This window comes from uncultured Hymenobacter sp., assembly GCF_964243305.1.
Classification (GTDB): Bacteria; Bacteroidota; Bacteroidia; order Cytophagales; family Hymenobacteraceae; genus Hymenobacter.
The window spans coordinates 127,794-144,638 of the sequence record NZ_CAXTEF010000006.1; the positions used below are offsets into that span (position 1 = coordinate 127,794).

The 16,845-nt window shown below is 64.1% G+C and carries 16 protein-coding genes; 7 read left to right on the forward strand and 9 right to left on the reverse strand.

All coding sequences use genetic code 11. The annotated features are described in order from the left end of the window. Positions 1 to 74: 74 nt before the first annotated feature. Positions 75 to 1,373 carry a serine hydroxymethyltransferase gene (gene glyA / locus ACFE70_RS06250; protein ID WP_375416866.1) on the reverse strand — a complete coding sequence of 433 codons (1,299 nt, stop codon included), beginning with the start codon at positions 1,371 to 1,373 and terminating at the stop codon, positions 75 to 77. A gap of 255 nt (positions 1,374 to 1,628) precedes the next feature. Between glyA and ACFE70_RS06255 the strand changes: the two genes are divergently transcribed. Continuing rightward, entirely contained in the window at positions 1,629 to 2,906 is a 1,278-nt protein-coding gene (locus ACFE70_RS06255; protein WP_375416867.1) for a hypothetical protein, read from the forward strand. A gap of 155 nt (positions 2,907 to 3,061) precedes the next feature. Here ACFE70_RS06255 and ACFE70_RS06260 read toward each other — a convergent pair whose 3' ends face one another. From ACFE70_RS06260 to ACFE70_RS06275, 4 genes are all read right to left on the reverse strand, one after another. Beyond that, positions 3,062 to 4,102 (reverse strand): hypothetical protein, encoded by a 1,041-nt coding sequence (locus tag ACFE70_RS06260; RefSeq protein WP_375416868.1) that lies wholly within the window; start codon positions 4,100 to 4,102, stop codon positions 3,062 to 3,064. 273 nt (positions 4,103 to 4,375) lie between these two features. Next, entirely contained in the window at positions 4,376 to 5,713 is a 1,338-nt protein-coding gene (locus tag ACFE70_RS06265; protein ID WP_375416869.1) for an AAA family ATPase, read from the reverse strand. Between the two features lie 198 nt (positions 5,714 to 5,911). Further along, entirely contained in the window at positions 5,912 to 6,139 is a 228-nt protein-coding gene (locus ACFE70_RS06270; protein ID WP_375416870.1) for a hypothetical protein, read from the reverse strand. Between the two features lie 92 nt (positions 6,140 to 6,231). Further along, entirely contained in the window at positions 6,232 to 6,756 is a 525-nt protein-coding gene (locus ACFE70_RS06275; protein ID WP_375416871.1) for a hypothetical protein, read from the reverse strand. A gap of 111 nt (positions 6,757 to 6,867) precedes the next feature. Here ACFE70_RS06275 and ACFE70_RS06280 point away from each other — a divergent pair, with 111 nt between their 5' ends. The 6 genes from ACFE70_RS06280 (at position 6,868) to ACFE70_RS06305 (ending at position 11,375) form a co-directional block, all read left to right on the forward strand. Beyond that, a complete protein-coding gene (locus ACFE70_RS06280) occupies positions 6,868 to 7,113 on the forward strand; it encodes a 4a-hydroxytetrahydrobiopterin dehydratase (protein WP_375416872.1) in 246 nt (81 codons plus the stop codon). A 118-nt stretch (positions 7,114 to 7,231) separates the two neighbouring features. Continuing rightward, complete coding sequence (rsmI, locus tag ACFE70_RS06285; protein WP_375416873.1) at positions 7,232 to 8,023, forward strand: 16S rRNA (cytidine(1402)-2'-O)-methyltransferase; 792 nt, start codon at positions 7,232 to 7,234, stop codon at positions 8,021 to 8,023. Beyond that, complete coding sequence (gene lnt / locus ACFE70_RS06290; protein WP_375416874.1) at positions 7,974 to 9,755, forward strand: apolipoprotein N-acyltransferase; 1,782 nt, start codon at positions 7,974 to 7,976, stop codon at positions 9,753 to 9,755. Before rsmI ends, lnt begins: the two co-directional genes overlap by 50 nt. A 74-nt stretch (positions 9,756 to 9,829) precedes the next feature. After that, positions 9,830 to 10,630: an inositol monophosphatase family protein gene (locus ACFE70_RS06295; protein ID WP_375416875.1), complete on the forward strand. Its 801-nt coding sequence runs from the start codon at positions 9,830 to 9,832 to the stop codon at positions 10,628 to 10,630. Between the two features lie 35 nt (positions 10,631 to 10,665). After that, the gene (locus ACFE70_RS06300; protein ID WP_375416876.1) at positions 10,666 to 10,905 is read left to right on the forward strand and encodes a hypothetical protein; all 240 of its coding nucleotides are present in this window, start codon (positions 10,666 to 10,668) and stop codon (positions 10,903 to 10,905) included. A gap of 131 nt (positions 10,906 to 11,036) precedes the next feature. Then, positions 11,037 to 11,375 carry a hypothetical protein gene (locus tag ACFE70_RS06305; RefSeq protein ID WP_375416877.1) on the forward strand — a complete coding sequence of 113 codons (339 nt, stop codon included), beginning with the start codon at positions 11,037 to 11,039 and terminating at the stop codon, positions 11,373 to 11,375. A gap of 86 nt (positions 11,376 to 11,461) precedes the next feature. On the opposite strand, the gene ACFE70_RS06310 is transcribed toward ACFE70_RS06305, so the two are convergent. The 4 genes from ACFE70_RS06310 to ACFE70_RS06325 all read right to left on the reverse strand — a co-directional run bounded on the left by ACFE70_RS06310 (position 11,462) and on the right by ACFE70_RS06325 (position 16,655). Further along, positions 11,462 to 12,484: an SPASM domain-containing protein gene (locus ACFE70_RS06310; RefSeq protein WP_375416878.1), complete on the reverse strand. Its 1,023-nt coding sequence runs from the start codon at positions 12,482 to 12,484 to the stop codon at positions 11,462 to 11,464. 85 nt (positions 12,485 to 12,569) lie between these two features. Then, positions 12,570 to 14,174, reverse strand: coding sequence for a TlpA family protein disulfide reductase (locus tag ACFE70_RS06315; protein ID WP_375416879.1), 1,605 nt, complete (start codon positions 14,172 to 14,174; stop codon positions 12,570 to 12,572). A 237-nt stretch (positions 14,175 to 14,411) separates the two neighbouring features. After that, a complete protein-coding gene (gene radA, locus ACFE70_RS06320) occupies positions 14,412 to 15,806 on the reverse strand; it encodes a DNA repair protein RadA (RefSeq protein WP_375416880.1) in 1,395 nt (464 codons plus the stop codon). 117 nt (positions 15,807 to 15,923) lie between these two features. Then, positions 15,924 to 16,655 (reverse strand): hypothetical protein, encoded by a 732-nt coding sequence (locus ACFE70_RS06325; RefSeq protein ID WP_375416881.1) that lies wholly within the window; start codon positions 16,653 to 16,655, stop codon positions 15,924 to 15,926. Positions 16,656 to 16,845 lie beyond the last annotated feature (190 nt).

Genomic DNA, 16,845 nt, shown 5'->3' on the forward strand with positions numbered 1-16,845 from the left:
AGCAAGGCCGCCCGTCACTAACACACCCGGCCTCAAATTTCATTCTCATTCGTCCATTCAGCCATTGCAAAAGCTCATTCACCGTGAAAGAGGGGGTAGGCGTCGAGCCACTGATTGACTTGCCGGCGCACCTGCCCGATGCGGCTCTCATCGGCGTGGTGGGTCAGGGCCTCGTCAATCAGCTCCACGATGCGGCCCATGTCGGCCTCCACCAGCCCGCGCGTGGTGACGGCCGCCGCGCCGATGCGGATGCCCGACGTCACGAACGGCGACTTATCATCGAAGGGCACCATGTTTTTGTTGATGGTGATGTCGGCCTTGACGAGTGTGTTCTCGGCCAGCTTGCCGGTCAGGTTTTTGCTGCGCAAGTCAATCAGCATCAGATGGTTGTCGGTGCCGCCCGAGATAATATCGTAGCCCAGCCCGCTGAAGGCCTGGGCCAGGGCTTGCGCGTTGCGGGCCACCTGCCGCATGTAGTGGCCGAAGTCCTCGCTCAGCGCCTCGCCGAAGGCCACGGCCTTGGCGGCAATTACGTGCTCCAGCGGCCCGCCCTGCGTGCCGGGAAACACGCCCGAGTCGAGCAGCGCCGACATGGGCCGAATCTCACCTTTGGGTGTTTTCAGGCCGAAGGGGTTGTCGAAATCCTGGCCCAGCATGATGAGGCCGCCGCGGGGGCCGCGCAGGGTTTTGTGGGTCGTGGTGGTCACGATATGGCAGAACTGAAACGGCGATTTCAGCAACCCCTTGGCGATGAGGCCGCTGGGGTGCGAGATGTCGGCCAGGAGCAGGGCGCCCACTTCGTCGGCAGCCTCGCGCAACGCTTTATAATTCCAGTCGCGCGAGTAGGCCGAGGCGCCGCAAATTATCATCTTGGGCCGCTCGCGGCGGGCGGTTTCCTTTACTTTTTCCCAGTCGATGAGGCCGGTTTCCGGCTCCACACCGTAGAAGCTGGGCTGATAGAGCTTGCCCGAAAAGTTGACCGGCGAGCCGTGGGTGAGGTGGCCGCCGTGGGCCAGGTCAAAGCCCAGAATCCGGTCGCCCGGGCTCAGGCAGGCCAGCATGACGGCAGCGTTGGCCTGGGCGCCGGAGTGGGGCTGCACGTTGGCCCACTGTACCCCAAACAGCTCCTTTACCCTATCAATGGCCAGCTGCTCGACCTGGTCAACGACCTCGCAGCCGCCGTAGTAGCGCTTGCCGGGCAGGCCCTCGGCGTACTTGTTGGTGAGCACCGAGCCCTGCGCGTCCATGACCTGCTGGGACACATAATTCTCGGAAGCAATCAGCTCCAGGCCGTGGGTTTGGCGCTGCTTTTCCTGCCGGATGAGGTCGAAAACGGCGGTGTCGCGGGTGTGGGCGGGGGCGATGGTTTGCATAGAGGCAAAGGTACGGGTAGGCGCCGAGCAATTACTACCCCACCAGCTGCTACCGGTCAGTGGCGCCGCGCGCCCTCAGCGGCCGGTGGGCGGCACTGGCGGCGCGGCCTCAACTGGGGTTGGGCCGGCCGGGGGGGGTAGGGACGCCGGCTAGGAATATTCCTACCACATCCTTATCTTCGGTATTGAATACGCTATTGAGCTACGTTTAAAGCAATTGCTCCTTATTAATTACTACTTGTTAATTAAATTATCATGCTGGCCGAAACGCTGACCCAGCTGCGGGTGGGCAACCAGAAATTTCTGATTGACTTTTACCAGAGCCGCCGCCTCGTATTTGCGCGCTGGGCGCAGCGCCAACACGCGCTGCCCGCCCCGGCGGCTCACGCGCTGCTGCAAGCCACGCTGGTAGAATTTTATGACCAAGTGGCCGATGGCCGCCTTACCCTGCTGCCCACCGACTTGCGCGCTCACATCCACGGCATGGCCCAGCAGCACCTGCGGGCGCAGGCCACCGACGCGGCGGCTACCCAGCAGGCGCTGCCGGCCGCCACGCGCCGCCGCCAGCGCCTGCTGGGCTACTTCGAGCAGCTGGGCCCCGACTGCCAGCGGGTACTGGGCTACTTCTACTTCCGGCACCAGAATCTGGAGCGGCTGGCCGGCAAGCTTGGCTCGGCCAACGCGCTGGTGGCGGGCAAGCAGAAGACGGCCTGTATGCGCAAGCTGCTGGAACTGCTGGAGCCGGGCGGCCCGACCCTCAACCTGCGGCCCTACCTGGACGAGCTGGAGCAATTTGCCGACGAGCAGCTGCCGGGTTCGTCGCAGGAGGCCTTTGAGCTGCGCCTGGAGCATGACGACGCCCTAGCCGCCGCTTACGAGGCCTACGAGCAGCTCACGGCCGACCTGCGCTGGGCCGCCGGCCACCAAAGCTTGCAGGAGCGCCTGCTGACGCTGGACAAGCGCCTCGACCAGCGCCAGACCGCCCTCGACCAGGCCCAGCGCCTGATTGGGCAGCGCCGGCGCCGCTGGCTGGTGCGCCTGGGCGCGTTGCTGGTGGCGGTGCTGGCCGGAGCCTGGTGGCAGTTGCACCGGCCCACCGCGGCGGGGGCGCCGCGCAGCTGGCAGGCCTACTACCAGCCCGACCCCGGCCCGGCGCCCACGCCCGCGCTGGCCCAGCAGCGCCCGCTGCTCTATCAGGCGCTGGTGCAGTACCGCGCCGGCCACTACCCCGCCGCGCAGCACACGCTGAGCCGCATCTCGCCGGTCAACATGGACCCCGATTCGCTTTCGTACCTGCACGGCGTGTTCTTGCTGCGCCAGCAGCAGGGCCTGGCCGCCCAGCCCTACCTGCGCCGCGTGAGCGAGCAAGGCAATGACGCCCTGGCCCGTCGCGCCCGCTACCACCTGGGCATGGCTTATTGGCAGGCCGGCCAGCTGCCCCAGGCTCGCGCCCTGCTCCAGTCAGTCGCGGCCGACTCGCTTAATGACTACCGCGGCGCCGCGCGCCGGGCGGCGGCGGAGGCGGTGCAGTAAGAGAGAGAATAAAGAGAGTAAGAAACCAGACGACTGCCCCGGCGAAGCGGTCCTTGACACCCGCAAGCATCGGGGCCGCTCCGCCGGGGCTTTTCCATTTCCCTACCCCCCTCCTACTAACGGAGCCGCCCCGCCGGGGCGGGCGCGGCAACTCATCACGCCACTAGGCGCAGCAAGTCGGCGGCGATGGCGGGCCAGGGCTGATGCAGGTCAAGGGTGAGCACGCGCACGGGATGACCACCCAAGGTGTAGCGCACATCCAGGGCGGCCGTGGCGGCGGGATAGAGCAGGATGCCTTCGAGGGTCTGGCCGGGGGTAGGGCGCTGGTTTTGGAGGTAGGCGTAGAGCTGGTAAAGGTGGGGCGAAATCAGGCGCTGCTGGTCGTAGCGCGGGCGCAGCGCGGCGGCGTAGTATTTGGTATCGAGGATGATTTTGCGGGTTGGACTCTCCAGGGTCGTGTCGGTGAGCATGGCAGGCAGCAAGGCCAGGCTGGCCGCCTCCGGGGCCGTGGCCTGCCAGCTGATGGTTTCGGCATAAACCCGGAACTGGCGCTGCTCGAGGCGAAAGAAGTTGCGCACGAACTGCTCGAAGATGCGGGCCATCAGGGCCTCATCGCGCCGAAAATCCGGGAAGCGAACGCGGCCCGCCGCGGCCGGCGCGGGCAGCGCGTGCCGCCAGATTAGCTCGCTCACGTGCAGCAGCAGCTGCGCCTCGCCGCCCAGGCGCTGCCGCCGCAGCTCGGCAAACGTGGCGGGGGTAGGCGGCGCGGCCGGCGCGGGCACGGCCGGCAACCGCGCCCGCAGCCCGCGCAGCTCGCGGCGCAATGGCAGTGGCAGCGCGGCGGCCGGGGCAGCCAGCAGCGCCGCCACGGTCGCGGCCAGCAGCAGGTTAAGCGGCGTGGCGGCGGTCAGCTCATCAAACGCGCACACGGCGCGGCCCCGCGGCAGCAGGCCCTGGCTCAGGGTGGGCGCCAGCCGCACCCGGCCCCGCAGCTCGGTCAGCTCCGCCTCCTGGGCCGCATAGGCCACGGGCGGCCCCCCGCGCAAGTAGCGGCGCAGGCCGTGGGCCAGCACTTGTGCCAGCAAGGCCAGTGGCCGCTCAAACGGCGTGGCTTCGGCCGCTTGCAGCAGCGCCGGCACCGGCAGCCGGTTCCAGGCGTAGCAGAGCAGGTAGTAGAGCGTGGCGAGGGGTATCACGGGGTTACTTGATTAAGAGGGGGGTAGGGAATTGGCGTAACGCCTGAACTCCCCTCTTTTTTTAAGGAGGGGATGTTTCTGCGCAGCGGAAACGGGGGTGGTGCAGGTCATTGAACGATGAAAGAATAACAAGCCCTGCGCCGCTGTGCCACCAAGACCTGATATATGGCCCTCGTTCAACGACCTGCACCACCCCAATTTTCGCTGCGCGAAAATGTCTCCTCCTTAGAAAAGGAGGGGAGCTTGCCGTTGTGCCAATTCCCTACCCCCTCTTCAGCTCAGCAGCTTACGCAGCTGGGCAGCAGCCGTGGCAGGCTGCTCGCGCCAGTAGTCGGCCAGTAGAGGGCCGATTTCCTGCTCAAAAATCAGGCGCTGCCAAGCGTTGGCATCTTCACCGGCCGGGGACTGGCAGAAGTAGCTGTGGCCGATTTGGAAATCGGGGCCCAGCTCGGGGTCGTCGGCAATGACCTGGTTCAGGGCCTGCATCTTGGCGCTGATGGTTTCGGCCAGGGCGGTGGGCACGCCCTGGACGGCCAGCAGTTGTTGCAGCGGCTCGCCAAATTGCGGGTGCAGGCTCACGAAGGCGAAGCGGCGGCGCAGCGCGTAGTCGAGCGGGGCCAAGCTGCGGTCGGCCAGGTTGAGCGTGCCGATGACGTAGAGGTTTTCGGGCACAAAGAAGCGCGGCGCCTCGGGCGGGGCGTAGGGCAGGCGCAGCGCGTGGGCCGGGCCGCGCTTGTCAGCTTCGAGCAAGAGCAGCAGCTCGCCGAAGATGCGGGCCACGTTGCCGCGGTTCAGCTCATCAATCAAGAGAAAATACGGCCGGCCGGGGTCTTGCGTAGCGCGCTCACAGAGCAGCGGCAGCACGCCCGGCACCAGGCCAAACTGCCCGTCCGGCCCCGGCCGAAAGCCGAGCACGAAATCCTCGTAGCCGTAGCTGGGGTGAAACTGCACCAGCTCGATGCGGCGCTCGTCCTGGGCGCCGAGCAGCAGCCAGGCCAGGCGCCGCGCCAGGTAGGTTTTGCCCGTGCCGGGCGGGCCTTGCAGCAGCAAGTTGCGGCGCCGCCTGAGGCCGGCCAGGGCGGCGTCCAGCTCTGCCTCCGTCAGAAATAACTCGTTCAGAGCCTGCGCCTTGGCGTAAGCGGGCGCTTCGGCTTCCGGCGGCAACGCGTAGGGCACGGCGGCTTCTTCAGCCAGGGCCAGGTCGGGTTTGCGGGCCCCGAGGCGGGCAGCGTCCAGGGCGTTTTCGGGGCCCACATACAGCGCTTGCGCCTGCTGCTCAGCGGCCTGCTCACCGTCTTCGGCCGAGCCGGGCGACAGGGTAGGACGGCGGGTGCTGATGGTGAAGTCCAGCTTTTCGAGCACCGCGTTGGTGGGGCGGCCAGCGGGCAGAGGCCAGCGGGCGGCCGCATCCTGTTGGGCCAGGCGGTAGGCCTGCTCGGCCACGGCGCGCGGCGGGTAGCGCCGGCCCCGATACACCAGCTCATACACCGTGGCCGGCGGCAGCGGCGCCGCCCCGGCCCGGCCCAGCAAGCGCAGCGCCCGCAGCACCTGCTCGCGGGTGAGCGGCAGCGGGGGGATAGGGACTGATTCGGTGGGAGTAGTGGTGGGCAAAGCAGCAGGCCGCTGGGCAAGCAAGCAAGCGGGAGGGGGCAAAGTAACGCGGCCGGGGCTGAATCGGTGCCGGATGACTTGATTCCCTACCCCCCTCTTTTCAATGAAGAATGAGGAATGAAGAATTGGGCCAAACGCAACCGGCCCGGCACTTGCGCGCCGGGCCGGTTGGGGTTTTGGTTGGGGGTAGGGTGGGGCTTAGTGGCCGCCGCCGTAGCCGGGCTTGTCCAGCTCCGGCTTTTCCAGGTTGCGGTTGGGATGGCGAATGCCGGCGTCCTCGGCTTCTTCGGCGAGGCGGTTTTCGGTTTCCTCGTCTAAATCGTTGACGGGCAGGTTGCCGGCGCCTTTTTCCTGCTCCGAGACGGTGGGCCCACCCTTGTGCTCACCCGACTGCTGATTCGATTTGCTGCTGCTGTGGTCGGCCATAGTTTTAATGAAGAAGTAGGAATGAAAAATGAAGAATGAGGAATGAAGCGCTAAGACGTGAGGCAATTCCTCATTCTTAATTCTTCATTCAATCAAAAGCCCTGGTCGATGGCCGTGTCGGTGGCGCCAGGGTCGGTCAGCTCGGCGTTGGTGTCGGTGCCGGTGATGGGCTCGATGGGGCGGGGCTCCATCTCGCCCATACCGACGCGGGAGTTGGGGTTAAGCATCTCATCGACGCCGCCGCGCTGGTCGTCAGCGGCTATTTCGTTGGCGGGGCGGGCGGGGTCGTGCACGGCCACCAGGTCGGGGTCATCGTCGTAGGTTTCGCGGGCGGGCAGGTCCTGGTTGGCGCGGTCCTCGCGGCCCTCATCCTCCGAGCGCATGTTGTCCGGGGGCGGGCTCATGTTGTCGGCGTTGTCGTTCACGCCCAGGGCGGTTTCGCCGCCGGCCGTGTCGGAGCCAAAGCCCTCGCGGCCTTCGCGGTTGCCGAAGCCGCCGCGGGCGGCCTCGTTTTTGGGCGGGTCGGCGTTGGGGGTGTAGTGGCCGGCCCGCATCTCTTCGTCGGTCGTGTCGTCGTTGATAACGCGGATGGGGCGGTCGTTGGGGTCAATGGCCATAGGGGGGGGTAGGCGGGCTAAGCGGGTGTTTTGATAAAGGAGTGTACTTGGCTTTGACCGTTTAGGTTTACTGGGGCATTTCAATCAATTGGCAACCAGTTTTCAAGAAGTATGTGGACCGAAACCGACCACGCGCTGTGCCGCAGCTTCCAGTTCGCGGACTTCCAGACCGCCTGGGCTTTCCTGACCGAAGTCGCCGCCGAGGCCGAGCGGCTCGACCACCATCCCTGGCTCAGCAACGAGTACGGCCGGGTTGAGTTTCGGCTGCGCACCCACGACCGCGGCAACACCGTAACCAAGCGCGACCACCGGCTGGCCGCCGCGATTGATACCGTGGCTACGCGGTTTGGAGTATAAGCCCCTGTACCCCGAAGCTCTGCGTCGGTCGAACGATGGGCGAACGAATTGTTCAGGTGTCGTGGGGACCGAAGCACAGCTTCGGGGTACTCGTTTAGCTGGCTCCTACCTTTGCGTCATGCCCGCGCCGCCCGCCCTCACCCTGGTCCCTACCCCCATCGGCAACCTCGACGACATCACGCTGCGGGCCATCAAGGTGCTGGGCGAAGTTGACACGGTGCTCTGCGAGGACACCCGCACCAGCGGCCGGCTGATGCAGCATCTGGGCCTGAAAAAGCCGCTGCTGAGCTACCATCTGCACAACGAGCACCAGCAAGTGGCGCGTCTGCTCGACCGATTGGAAAAGGGCGAGCGCATGGCCCTGGTGTCCGACGCCGGCACGCCCGGCATCTCCGACCCCGGCTTTCTGCTGGTGCGCGAGTGCCTGGCGCGGGGCCTGGCCGTCGAGTGTCTGCCCGGCGCCACGGCCCTGATTCCAGCCCTGCTCAAGTCGGGCTTCGGGGCCGAGCGGTTTTGCTTCGAGGGGTTTTTGCCGGTCAAGAAAGGCCGGCAGACGCGCCTGGCCGAACTTTCCAAAGAAACCCGGACGTTGATTTTCTACGAGTCGCCGCACCGCATTGTCAAGACGCTCCAGCAGCTGGCCGAGGTTTTCGGCCCCGACCGCCCCGCCTCCGTGAGCCGCGAGCTGACCAAGCTATTCGAGGAAACCGTGAACGGCACCCTGGGCGAGCTGGCGGCGAACTTCGCGGCGCGGCCGGCCATTAAGGGCGAAATCGTGCTCGTGGTGGAGGGCAGCGCCGCCCCACCGGCCCGCGAAACCCGTCCGGGCCGCGAAACCCGTTTTGAAACTGCCGACGCCGATGAACCTGAAAACGACGACGCTGCCGACGAGCCAGCCGACGACGAATAGCTCCCTGCTCACCCGCCATCCCTGGCTGCTGGCCGTGCTGGGTGCGGTCCTGCTCTGGGCCGGCTGGCCCGTGAATCCTGGCCCCGCGCCGCTGCTGCTGTTCGTGGGCTTCGTGCCGTATCTGCTCCTGGAGCGGCAGCTCACGGCGCAAGGCGCCTCGCGCCGCCGCGTGTTTGGCCATACTTACCTATTTCTGGTGCTCTGGAACGCCTTCACCACCTGGTGGGTGAGCTACAGCACCTTGGGCGGCGGCATCGCCGCCGTGGTGCTCAACGCCCTGCTCATGTGCCTGCCGCTCATGGCCTTCCGACGCACCAAGGCTCGGCTGGGCGCCCGCTGGGGCTACCTTCCCTTACCTCTCTACTGGATTGCCTTCGAGCAGCTGCACCTGCATTGGGACCTGACCTGGCCCTGGCTGACGCTGGGCAACGGCTTCGCGGCCGTGCCGCAGTGGGTGCAGTGGTATGAGTTCACTGGTTTTCTGGGGGGTAGCGTCTGGATTTGGGCGGTGAATCTGGCGGTGTTTTTTGCTTTAGTTAAAAGTGAAAAGTTAAAAGTTAAACCGGCAAATGCAGGCTTGCCGTCCGGCTCCGCTGGCCGCGCGGGTGCTGCTGGCAGCGGTCTAAGCGGCGACGACCGCGCCATTACTAACCGCCCGGTTTTAACTTTTAGCTCTCAACTTTTAACTTTCCTACCCCCCCTCCTGCTCATCACGCTGCCCATCGCCTTCTCCTACCTCCTCGGCGCCAGCTACCAGGAACGCGGCCCGGCCGCCGAAGTGCTCGTCATTCAGCCCAACGTCGACCCATTTGAGGAGAAGTTCAAGAAAGGTACCCGTTACATTCCGCCCGCCGAGCAGCTCAACCGCCTACTCACCCGCACCGAGCAAAACCTGACGCCCCAGACCCGGCTCGTGCTCTGGCCCGAAACCTGCCTGCCCGACACGCAGTGGGAAGCCAGCTTCAACCAAGACCCCCGCAACCAGCCCATCCGCGAGCTGCTGGCCCGCCACCCCAGCCTAAGCCTGCTCACCGGCGCCACCAGCATCATCACCTACTCCACCCAGGACGCGGCCAGCGCCACGGCCCGCTACCGCGACGACCTGGGCTACTATGATGTGTTTAACTCCGGCGTCTTCCTGGCCGATGCCACGACGCCAGCTGTGTTCTACCACAAGTCGCGGCTCGTGCCAGGAGTCGAGAAGATTCCGCCGCTGCTTACTTCCGTCATTAAGCACATCGACTTGGGCGGCACCGTCGGCTCCTACGGCTCGCAGGAGGCGCGCACAGTGTTTCCGGCCTTGCCCAGCGTGCCGGCACTGCGGCTCTCGCCCATCATCTGCTACGAGTCGGTGTACGGTGACTTTGTGAGCGAGTACGCCCGCAACGGCGCCACGCTGCTGGGCATCATCACCAACGACGGCTGGTGGAGCGACTCGCCCGGCTACCGCCAGCACCTGCTCTACGGCGCGCTGCGGGCCATCGAAACCCGCCGCGACATCGCCCGCTCAGCCAACACCGGCATCTCGGGCTTCATCAACCAGAAAGGCGAAATCACGCAGCGCACCGGCTGGTGGGTGGGTGCCGCGAGCCGCGGGATTGTCCATCTAAATGATGAGCTGACGTTCTACGTGCGCTACGGCGAGCTGCTTGGGCGCGGCGCGCAAGTTTTGGCCGTTTTGCTGCTTGGACTCACAATTTTTAACGCGAAGTTTAAAAGAAGTGAAAACTAAGTTTTGCGAAGTCGGGCGGCAAACTTTGCAAAACTTCCTTTCAAACTTCTTTCAAACTTCGCGTTAAACGCTACATGGATTATTCCCAACTCTCCCTCAGCCTCGCCACGCTCTGCCGCCACACCGGCGAGTTCATTCGCCGGGAAGCTCAAACGTTCGACCGCAGCAAAGTGGAGAATAAGGGCTTGCACGACCTGGTGAGCTACGTGGACCAGGAAACCGAGCGCCGCCTGGTGCTGGGCCTGCGCGAGCTGCTGCCCGAAGCCGGCTTCATCACCGAAGAGGGCACCACCGGCCCGGCCACCGAAACCGCCGCCGAGTTCACCTGGATAATCGACCCGCTCGACGGCACCACCAACTTCGTCCACGGCCTGCCCTGCTACTCCATCAGCGTAGCGCTTTTGCACGAAAAAGAACTGGTGGCTGGCGTGGTGTATGAAGTGAACCAGGACGAGTGCTTCCGGGCCGCGCGCGGCGCGGGCGCTTTTTGCAACGAGCAGCCCCTGCGCGTGAGTGAGGTGAGCGAGCTGGGTCAGAGCCTGGTTGCCACGGGCTTTCCCTACCACAACTTCGACCAGCTTGACAAGTACCTGGCCGTACTCGGCGCCTTTATGCGCCAGACCCACGGCGTGCGGCGGGTGGGCTCGGCGGCCGTCGATTTGGCCTGGGTCGCGGCCGGCCGCTTCGAGAGCTTCTTCGAGTTCAACCTTAATTCCTACGACGTGGCGGCCGGCATCCTGCTCATCCGCGAGGCGGGCGGGCAGGTCACGCAGTGGCTGGAAGAGGGCGACCCGCTGTTTGGGCGGCAGGTGCTGGCCAGCAACGGCCACCTGCACGAGGCCATACGCAACGTGATTCGAGAGTTCTGGACCTAGCGCCCGCATTGCCAAGCAACTTTCCGCTTATCCTCGTGGTTTTAGCTGCGCCATTCCCTACCCCCCTCCCCACCGTGGAAGCCGCTCAGTATTTTATCATTGCCGCGCTCTTCGCCGCCGCGCTCTTCTACGTCGGCCGCATTTTTTACCGCGCCTTTGTCTTGAAAAGTGAGGCGGGCTGCGCCAAAGGCTGCGGCGGCGCCTGCGGGGCCGCGCTCGATGTGGACCGTTTGCAGCGCACCATCGAGACCCGCACCAAGAAAGCTATCAGCTAACCGCTGTTAACTAATAGCTTTCTCAGGAATAACCCGCCTCCGGCTCGGCTGCGTATAGCCGGCTGGAGGCGGCCTCATTTCGGGCCGGCCCGCTCCCTACCCCCCTCTCACCTCCCAAACACCCCCGCGCCATGCAGGACAAAGAAGAAGAACGCGCCCTTACCAACGTCGAGGCCAAGCTCACGGCCGACGGCTTCACCGAAGACTTCCGCGTCGCCGAGGGCCGCCTGGTCGCTTTCAGCGATGAAAACCGCAGCTACGCCCCCGCCGACGTTACCATCGTGGACTTCTACCGCTTCGAGGGCGAAAGCAACCCCGACGATATGTCCATTCTCTACGCCCTCGAAACCGCTGACGGCCTGCGGGGCACCATCTCGGCGCCCTTCGGCGTCTATTCCGATGATGTCGTGGATGAGTTTCTCAAGAACGTCGAGGACTTAGGCAAAAACCTAAAGAAAGCCCACAAATAATTTCAGTGGACAGTTATCAGTGAGCAGTTGTCATGAGTCAGTAGAACGCCACTGTTCACTGCTCATTGATAACTGTTCACTGACTTTTACCCCCACACCTTCGTGCCTTCCGAGCAGTTGCGGCACATCTCAATCTGGTCGCGGCCTTTGAGCAGGCTGGCGCGAAAGTCCCGGTATTTCCTACCCTGCCAGAGCTGGGTGAAGGTCTGGGTTTTGAGGTCGCCGAGGCGGTATTCGGCGTCTTTATCGAAGCAGCAGGGCACCACGAGGCCATCCCAGGTCACGACGCAGGCGTGCCACATCTTCCAGCAGTGGCTGAGCAGGCGGTTTTTCAGCCGCCAGGTGCCGTCGCCCTGATTCTGGTAGCGCGAGTAGTAATCGATGGTTGGAATCAGCGGCGAGCCGTGCTGGTGGTCGTAAATCTGGGCGGTCTTGAACCACACGTCGTCCACGCCCAGCGCCTCGGCCAGCTGTTTGGCATCCTCGATTTGGTGCTCGTTGGGCCGCACCACCAGGAATTGAAAGATGATGCGCGGCGTGCGGGAGTTCAGCTCCCGGCGCCACTTCACCACGTTGTGGGTGCCTTGCAGCACCTTCTCCAGCTTGCCACCAACGCGGTACTGCTGATACACCTCTTGGGTGGTGCCGTCGAGGGAGATGATGAGGCGGTCGAGGCCACTTTCCACGGTGCGGCGGGCGTTTTGCTCGTTTAGGTAGTGGGCGTTGGTGCTGGTGGCGGTGTAGAGGCCTTTTTGGGACGCGTACTGCACCAAATCCAGAAACTCCGGGTGCAGATACGGCTCGCCTTGGAAATAGAAAATCAGGTACCAAAGCCGGCTGGCTACCTCGTCAATCGTCTTTTTAAATAAATCAGCCGGCAGCATTCCGGTCGGGCGCGTGAACGAGCGCAGGCCGCTGGGGCACTCCGGGCAGCGCAGATTGCAGCTCGTGGTGGGCTCGAAAGCCAGTGCTACGGGCAGCCCGGCATGGTGGGCGCGCCCGCTGAGCTTGCTCAGAAGGTAGGAGCCCACCACCTGCGCGCCGTTGAGCAGGCGCAGCGGCGTGGCTTTGCGCAGGAAGCTGAGGGCGTCGCGGAGCGTGGAAGTCATCGAGAAGTAAAGCTAGTGCCCCAAGCCCCAAGCTCAGTGGGGCTGGCTTGGAACTTGGGGCACCGGGTTTGGGAGGGTGACGAGCTTACTTCATCACGCTCAGCGCGCTGAGGTAGGTGCTGGCTTTGCCAAACGACTGATTTATCTCATCCACGGCGGCGCGGCTGCTCAGGCGCTTGGGCTTGGTATTGAGGAAGGTGCCGTCTTCGCCCAGCAGATAATACGTAGGCACTTCCTGCACGGCATAGAGCTTGGCCAGGGCCGAGCGCAGCCCGCCAGTGGCCCGCACGTGCACGCCGGGCAGCTTCTTGATCGTGACGAGCTGTCGCCAGGCCTGCTCGTTCTCATCGAGGGCCACGTTTACGAACACAATGTTTTTGCCTTCAAAGCGGCGAATCAAGTCCTGCGCGTAGGCCAAATCGCGCAAGCACAGGCCATTAGTGGTTTTCCAGAAGTTCAGGTACACCAGCTTGCCCTGGAAGTCTTTGAGGTTGATGGAATCGCCGGTGGCCGAAGCCAGACGGAAAGCCGGCGCGGGCGCGCCGATGGCAAAGCTGCGGTGCTTGTCGAAATCGGCCCTGAGCGTGGGGGAAAACTCTTTTTTCGGGTCGCCAGCCTCGAAGTCGGCCAGCATGGCTTCCGACTGCCGCACGTGGCCGAAGCGGAACGACTCCTGCAGGATGCGCCCCAGGATGACGGGCCGGGTAGGGCCAGTGAGCTGCTTGCTGGCCAGGGCGTAGCAGGCGGGGTAGAAGTCGGGGTCGGTGCGCTGGTGCTTGGCCGCCACGGCCGCGTAGTGCACGTAGTTGAGCAGAAACTCGTGGTACAACTCGCTCTGGTAGCCTTCGGGGCTGTTGAGCAGGGCCGGGTCGTTGAGGAACTCGTAGTAGGTGGGCGACATTTTCAATCGGCCCTCGGTGTTCACCACCTGCTCGCGCAAATCCTGGTAAGTGAGCTTGTCGTTGGCGTAGGCGTAGATGATTTCGGCCTTGGCGTAGTTGTAAAATTCCGGGGTGAACGACTGCTTCTCGGCACGGTCTTCCAGGAACTCGTTCTGGTGCTTACGGCGGTACTCCAGAAACGACATAAACGGCGCCTCGTAAAGCTGAATGTTGTCGGGCAAAACCTGAAAGCCGTCGTTTTCCACGAACTGCTCGTCGGCCTCCACCAGATAGGCATTGGCGTTGGCAGCCTGCTGGCGGTGGCGCTGCTCGGGCGTGAGGTTGGTGCCGTTGCTAAGCTTGACTTTCATGCCCGTAGGCACGTCGTTGGCCTTGAACTTGAGCGTGGCAGCCATGTCCTCGCCCTTAAAGCGCACGTCGAGGTCGGTGCCGGGGTCGAGGTAGAGCGGGGCCACGTCGTCGCCGTACACGAGGTCGGCCTTGGTGCCGCCCACCACGGGCACCACCAGCCGAAACTCACCCTTGTCATTAAGGCGGGCGTAGGTGATTTTTTCGCGCGGGTCAAGCGGGTTTTCGCGCACCGACACGGCCACCGAGTCGAGCGTAGGGCCGCTAATCTTGCCCGTGAGCGTGGCCGCATTGGCCGCGCTGCTGGCGACGGCCGCTACGGGCCGCGCCGCCGCCGGCCGGGCCGCAGTACCCTGAGCCTGAGCGGCTAGCGTGCCGGCCAGTAGCAGGCCGCCGCTTAGTATCCAGCGCCGGGTGCAGTGAAAGTTATAACGCATCATAAGCAAAATACTAACGGCTATAAGCGGGTAGAAGAAGGAAGAACTCGAAGAGTTGGAATATGGCAGGAAAAGCTTTCACGGGAAAAGCCAAAGGATAGCCGAAGATAAGGCCTTTTTTGTTTATCAAATCCTATTTAGCCTATATTTTTTCAATGCCCCGAATACCAAGCGCATTAGCCCCGCGTTAAAGTGTTTTTTGTAGCCAGAGGTGGACGCCCACCCAGCCCCTACCCCCCGCTAGCCGAACAAGCCCGCCAACACAGCGTCGAGGCGGCTCACGGCCTGCACCCGCATCCCGGAGTGGGTGCCCTGGCCCAGGTTTTTGCCGTTGAACTCAGATACGTACATCTCTTTAAAGCCGAGCTTCTCGGCCTCAGCCAGGCGCTGGTCCAGCCGCGAGACGGCTCGAATTTCGCCGCTCAGGCCTACTTCGGCGGCCAGGCAAACCGTGCCGGGAATGGGCAGGTCATTCAGGGAGGAAACCACAGCCGCGCACACGGCCGCGTCGAGAGCCGGGTCGTCAAGCCGCAGGCCGCCGGCGATATTGAGGAACACGTCGTGCTGGCCCAGGCGCAGGCCACTGCGCTTTTCGAGCACGGCCAGCAGCATTTGCAGGCGCTTGGCGTCGAAGCCCGTGGCCGAGCGCTGCGGCGTGCCGTAGGTGGCGGGCGTCACCAGCGCCTGCACTTCCACTAAAAGCGGGCGGTTGCCTTCCAGCGTGGCGCCGATGGCCATGCCGCTCAGGCTTTCGGCCCGCTGCGAGAGCAGGATTTCCGAGGGGTTGGAAACTTCGCGCAGCCCGTCGCCCTGCATCTCATAAATACCTAACTCGGAGGTGGAGCCGAAGCGGTTTTTAGTCGTGCGCAGGATGCGGTAGCTCAGGTGCCGGTCGCCCTCGAACTGCAAGACCGTATCCACCATGTGCTCCAGAATCTTGGGGCCGGCGATGGAACCGTCCTTGGTGATGTGACCAATGAGCAAGACCGGCACGCTGGTTTCCTTGGCAAACTTGAGCAGCTCGGCGGTGCATTCGCGCACCTGACTGACACTGCCCGCGCCACTCTCCACCAGCTGTGAGTGCATGGTCTGAATGGAATCGACCACGACCAGATTGGGCTGGAGCGTATCAATCTGCTTAAAGATGTTCTGGGTGTTGGTTTCGGTGAGGATGTAGAGCTGCGGATGCTGCTCGCCGAGGCGCTCGGCGCGCATCTTTATCTGGCTCTCGCTTTCTTCACCTGAAATGTAGAGCACCTTGAGGTGGCGCAATTTCATGGCAATCTGGAGCATGAGCGTGCTCTTGCCGATGCCCGGTTCGCCGCCGATGAGCACCAGCGAGCCCGGCACGAGGCCGCCGCCCAGCACCCGGTTCAACTCACCGTCCAGCGTGTCGTAGCGGGGCTCATCCTCGATGGCAATGTCATTAATTACCTTGGGGCGGGCGGCCTTGCCCTGGCCGCCGGGCACGGTGCTGGCGGGCGTCTTCCAGGAGCCGGCGGCCTGGGTGTCTTCCTTCTGAATAACTTCCTCCACGTAGGTGTTCCATTCGCCGCAGCTCGGGCAGCGGCCTATCCATTTGGCCGACTGCGCGCCGCAGCTCTGGCAGAAATACATGGTTTTGAGTTTGGCCATAAAGCAGCAAGGCCAGCCAGAATAGGCCGGCTGGGGGTAAGGTTTTCAGGGTTGGAAAAGTGCCGTTGAGTGAAATTGCCAGATTGCCCGGTTGGATTCGGCGGCGTACCCGGCGCTTCAGGGCTTGGCCAGCGCGGCGTTATAGGCGCTGATTAGCTCCGGCGCGTTATCGACCCGGTAGCGGGGCTGGCGCTCGGCTTTGGTCGGGCCGGCGGGCGGCCGTTGCAGCTCGGTCACCAGCGCCGGAACCGGCGCGCAGAGCTGGCTCATCAGCTTCACAAACCCTTTCTGGTCGCGCGGCACCTCTTGCAGCTCACCGCCGACCTGGCGCACGAACCAGTAGTATTTCTCGTGCGTGCCAGTGGAAACGAAGATGGTGGGCGGCCCGATGGGAATGGGCAGCAGCATATCGTTCTTGGTTTTGGCATAGCCATAAATTTGGAGCGGACCGGGCGAGGCCAGGTTTTCAGCCAGAATCCCCAGCGGCTTGCCTTTGATAGACAAAGCTTCCAGCGTATGACCGTCCACGCTCAGGCTGCGCAGCCGCTCAATACTGATGGCTTTGACCGGCGGCGGGGGCAGGCGGTCGGGGGGCAGCTCGTAGCACGCTACGCGCTCAAGCAGGCAGGTGCTGTATTCTTTCACATAGCCGCGCACCTGTTTGCCGCTGCTGAGCGTGAACAGGGCCGGAAAGAAGGTGGGCGCGCCGTCGCGGGCGGCCCGCAGCGAGTCGAGGCGCGTCGCGGCCCGCGCCGGCCGCTGCGCCAGCGCAGCAGTGCCCGCCACGAGCAGAGTGCCAGTCAGCAGCAGCAGGAAGAAACGGCGAAAAAGAGAAGAGCGGCAAGCCATCAGAGGAAACAGTAAAAAAATTTAGAACGCTGCGCACTCGCAAGCTACCAACGTCGCCGCTGATTTGCCCGGCAGGGGTAGGCTCGTTGCCAGAGCCAGGTGGCCTACCCCCCCGGACGGCACCATCGCGCAGTAGCCCGCCAGCCGCCCGCGGAATAATCCGGGCCCGGCCGCCCCGGCCCGGCGGCCG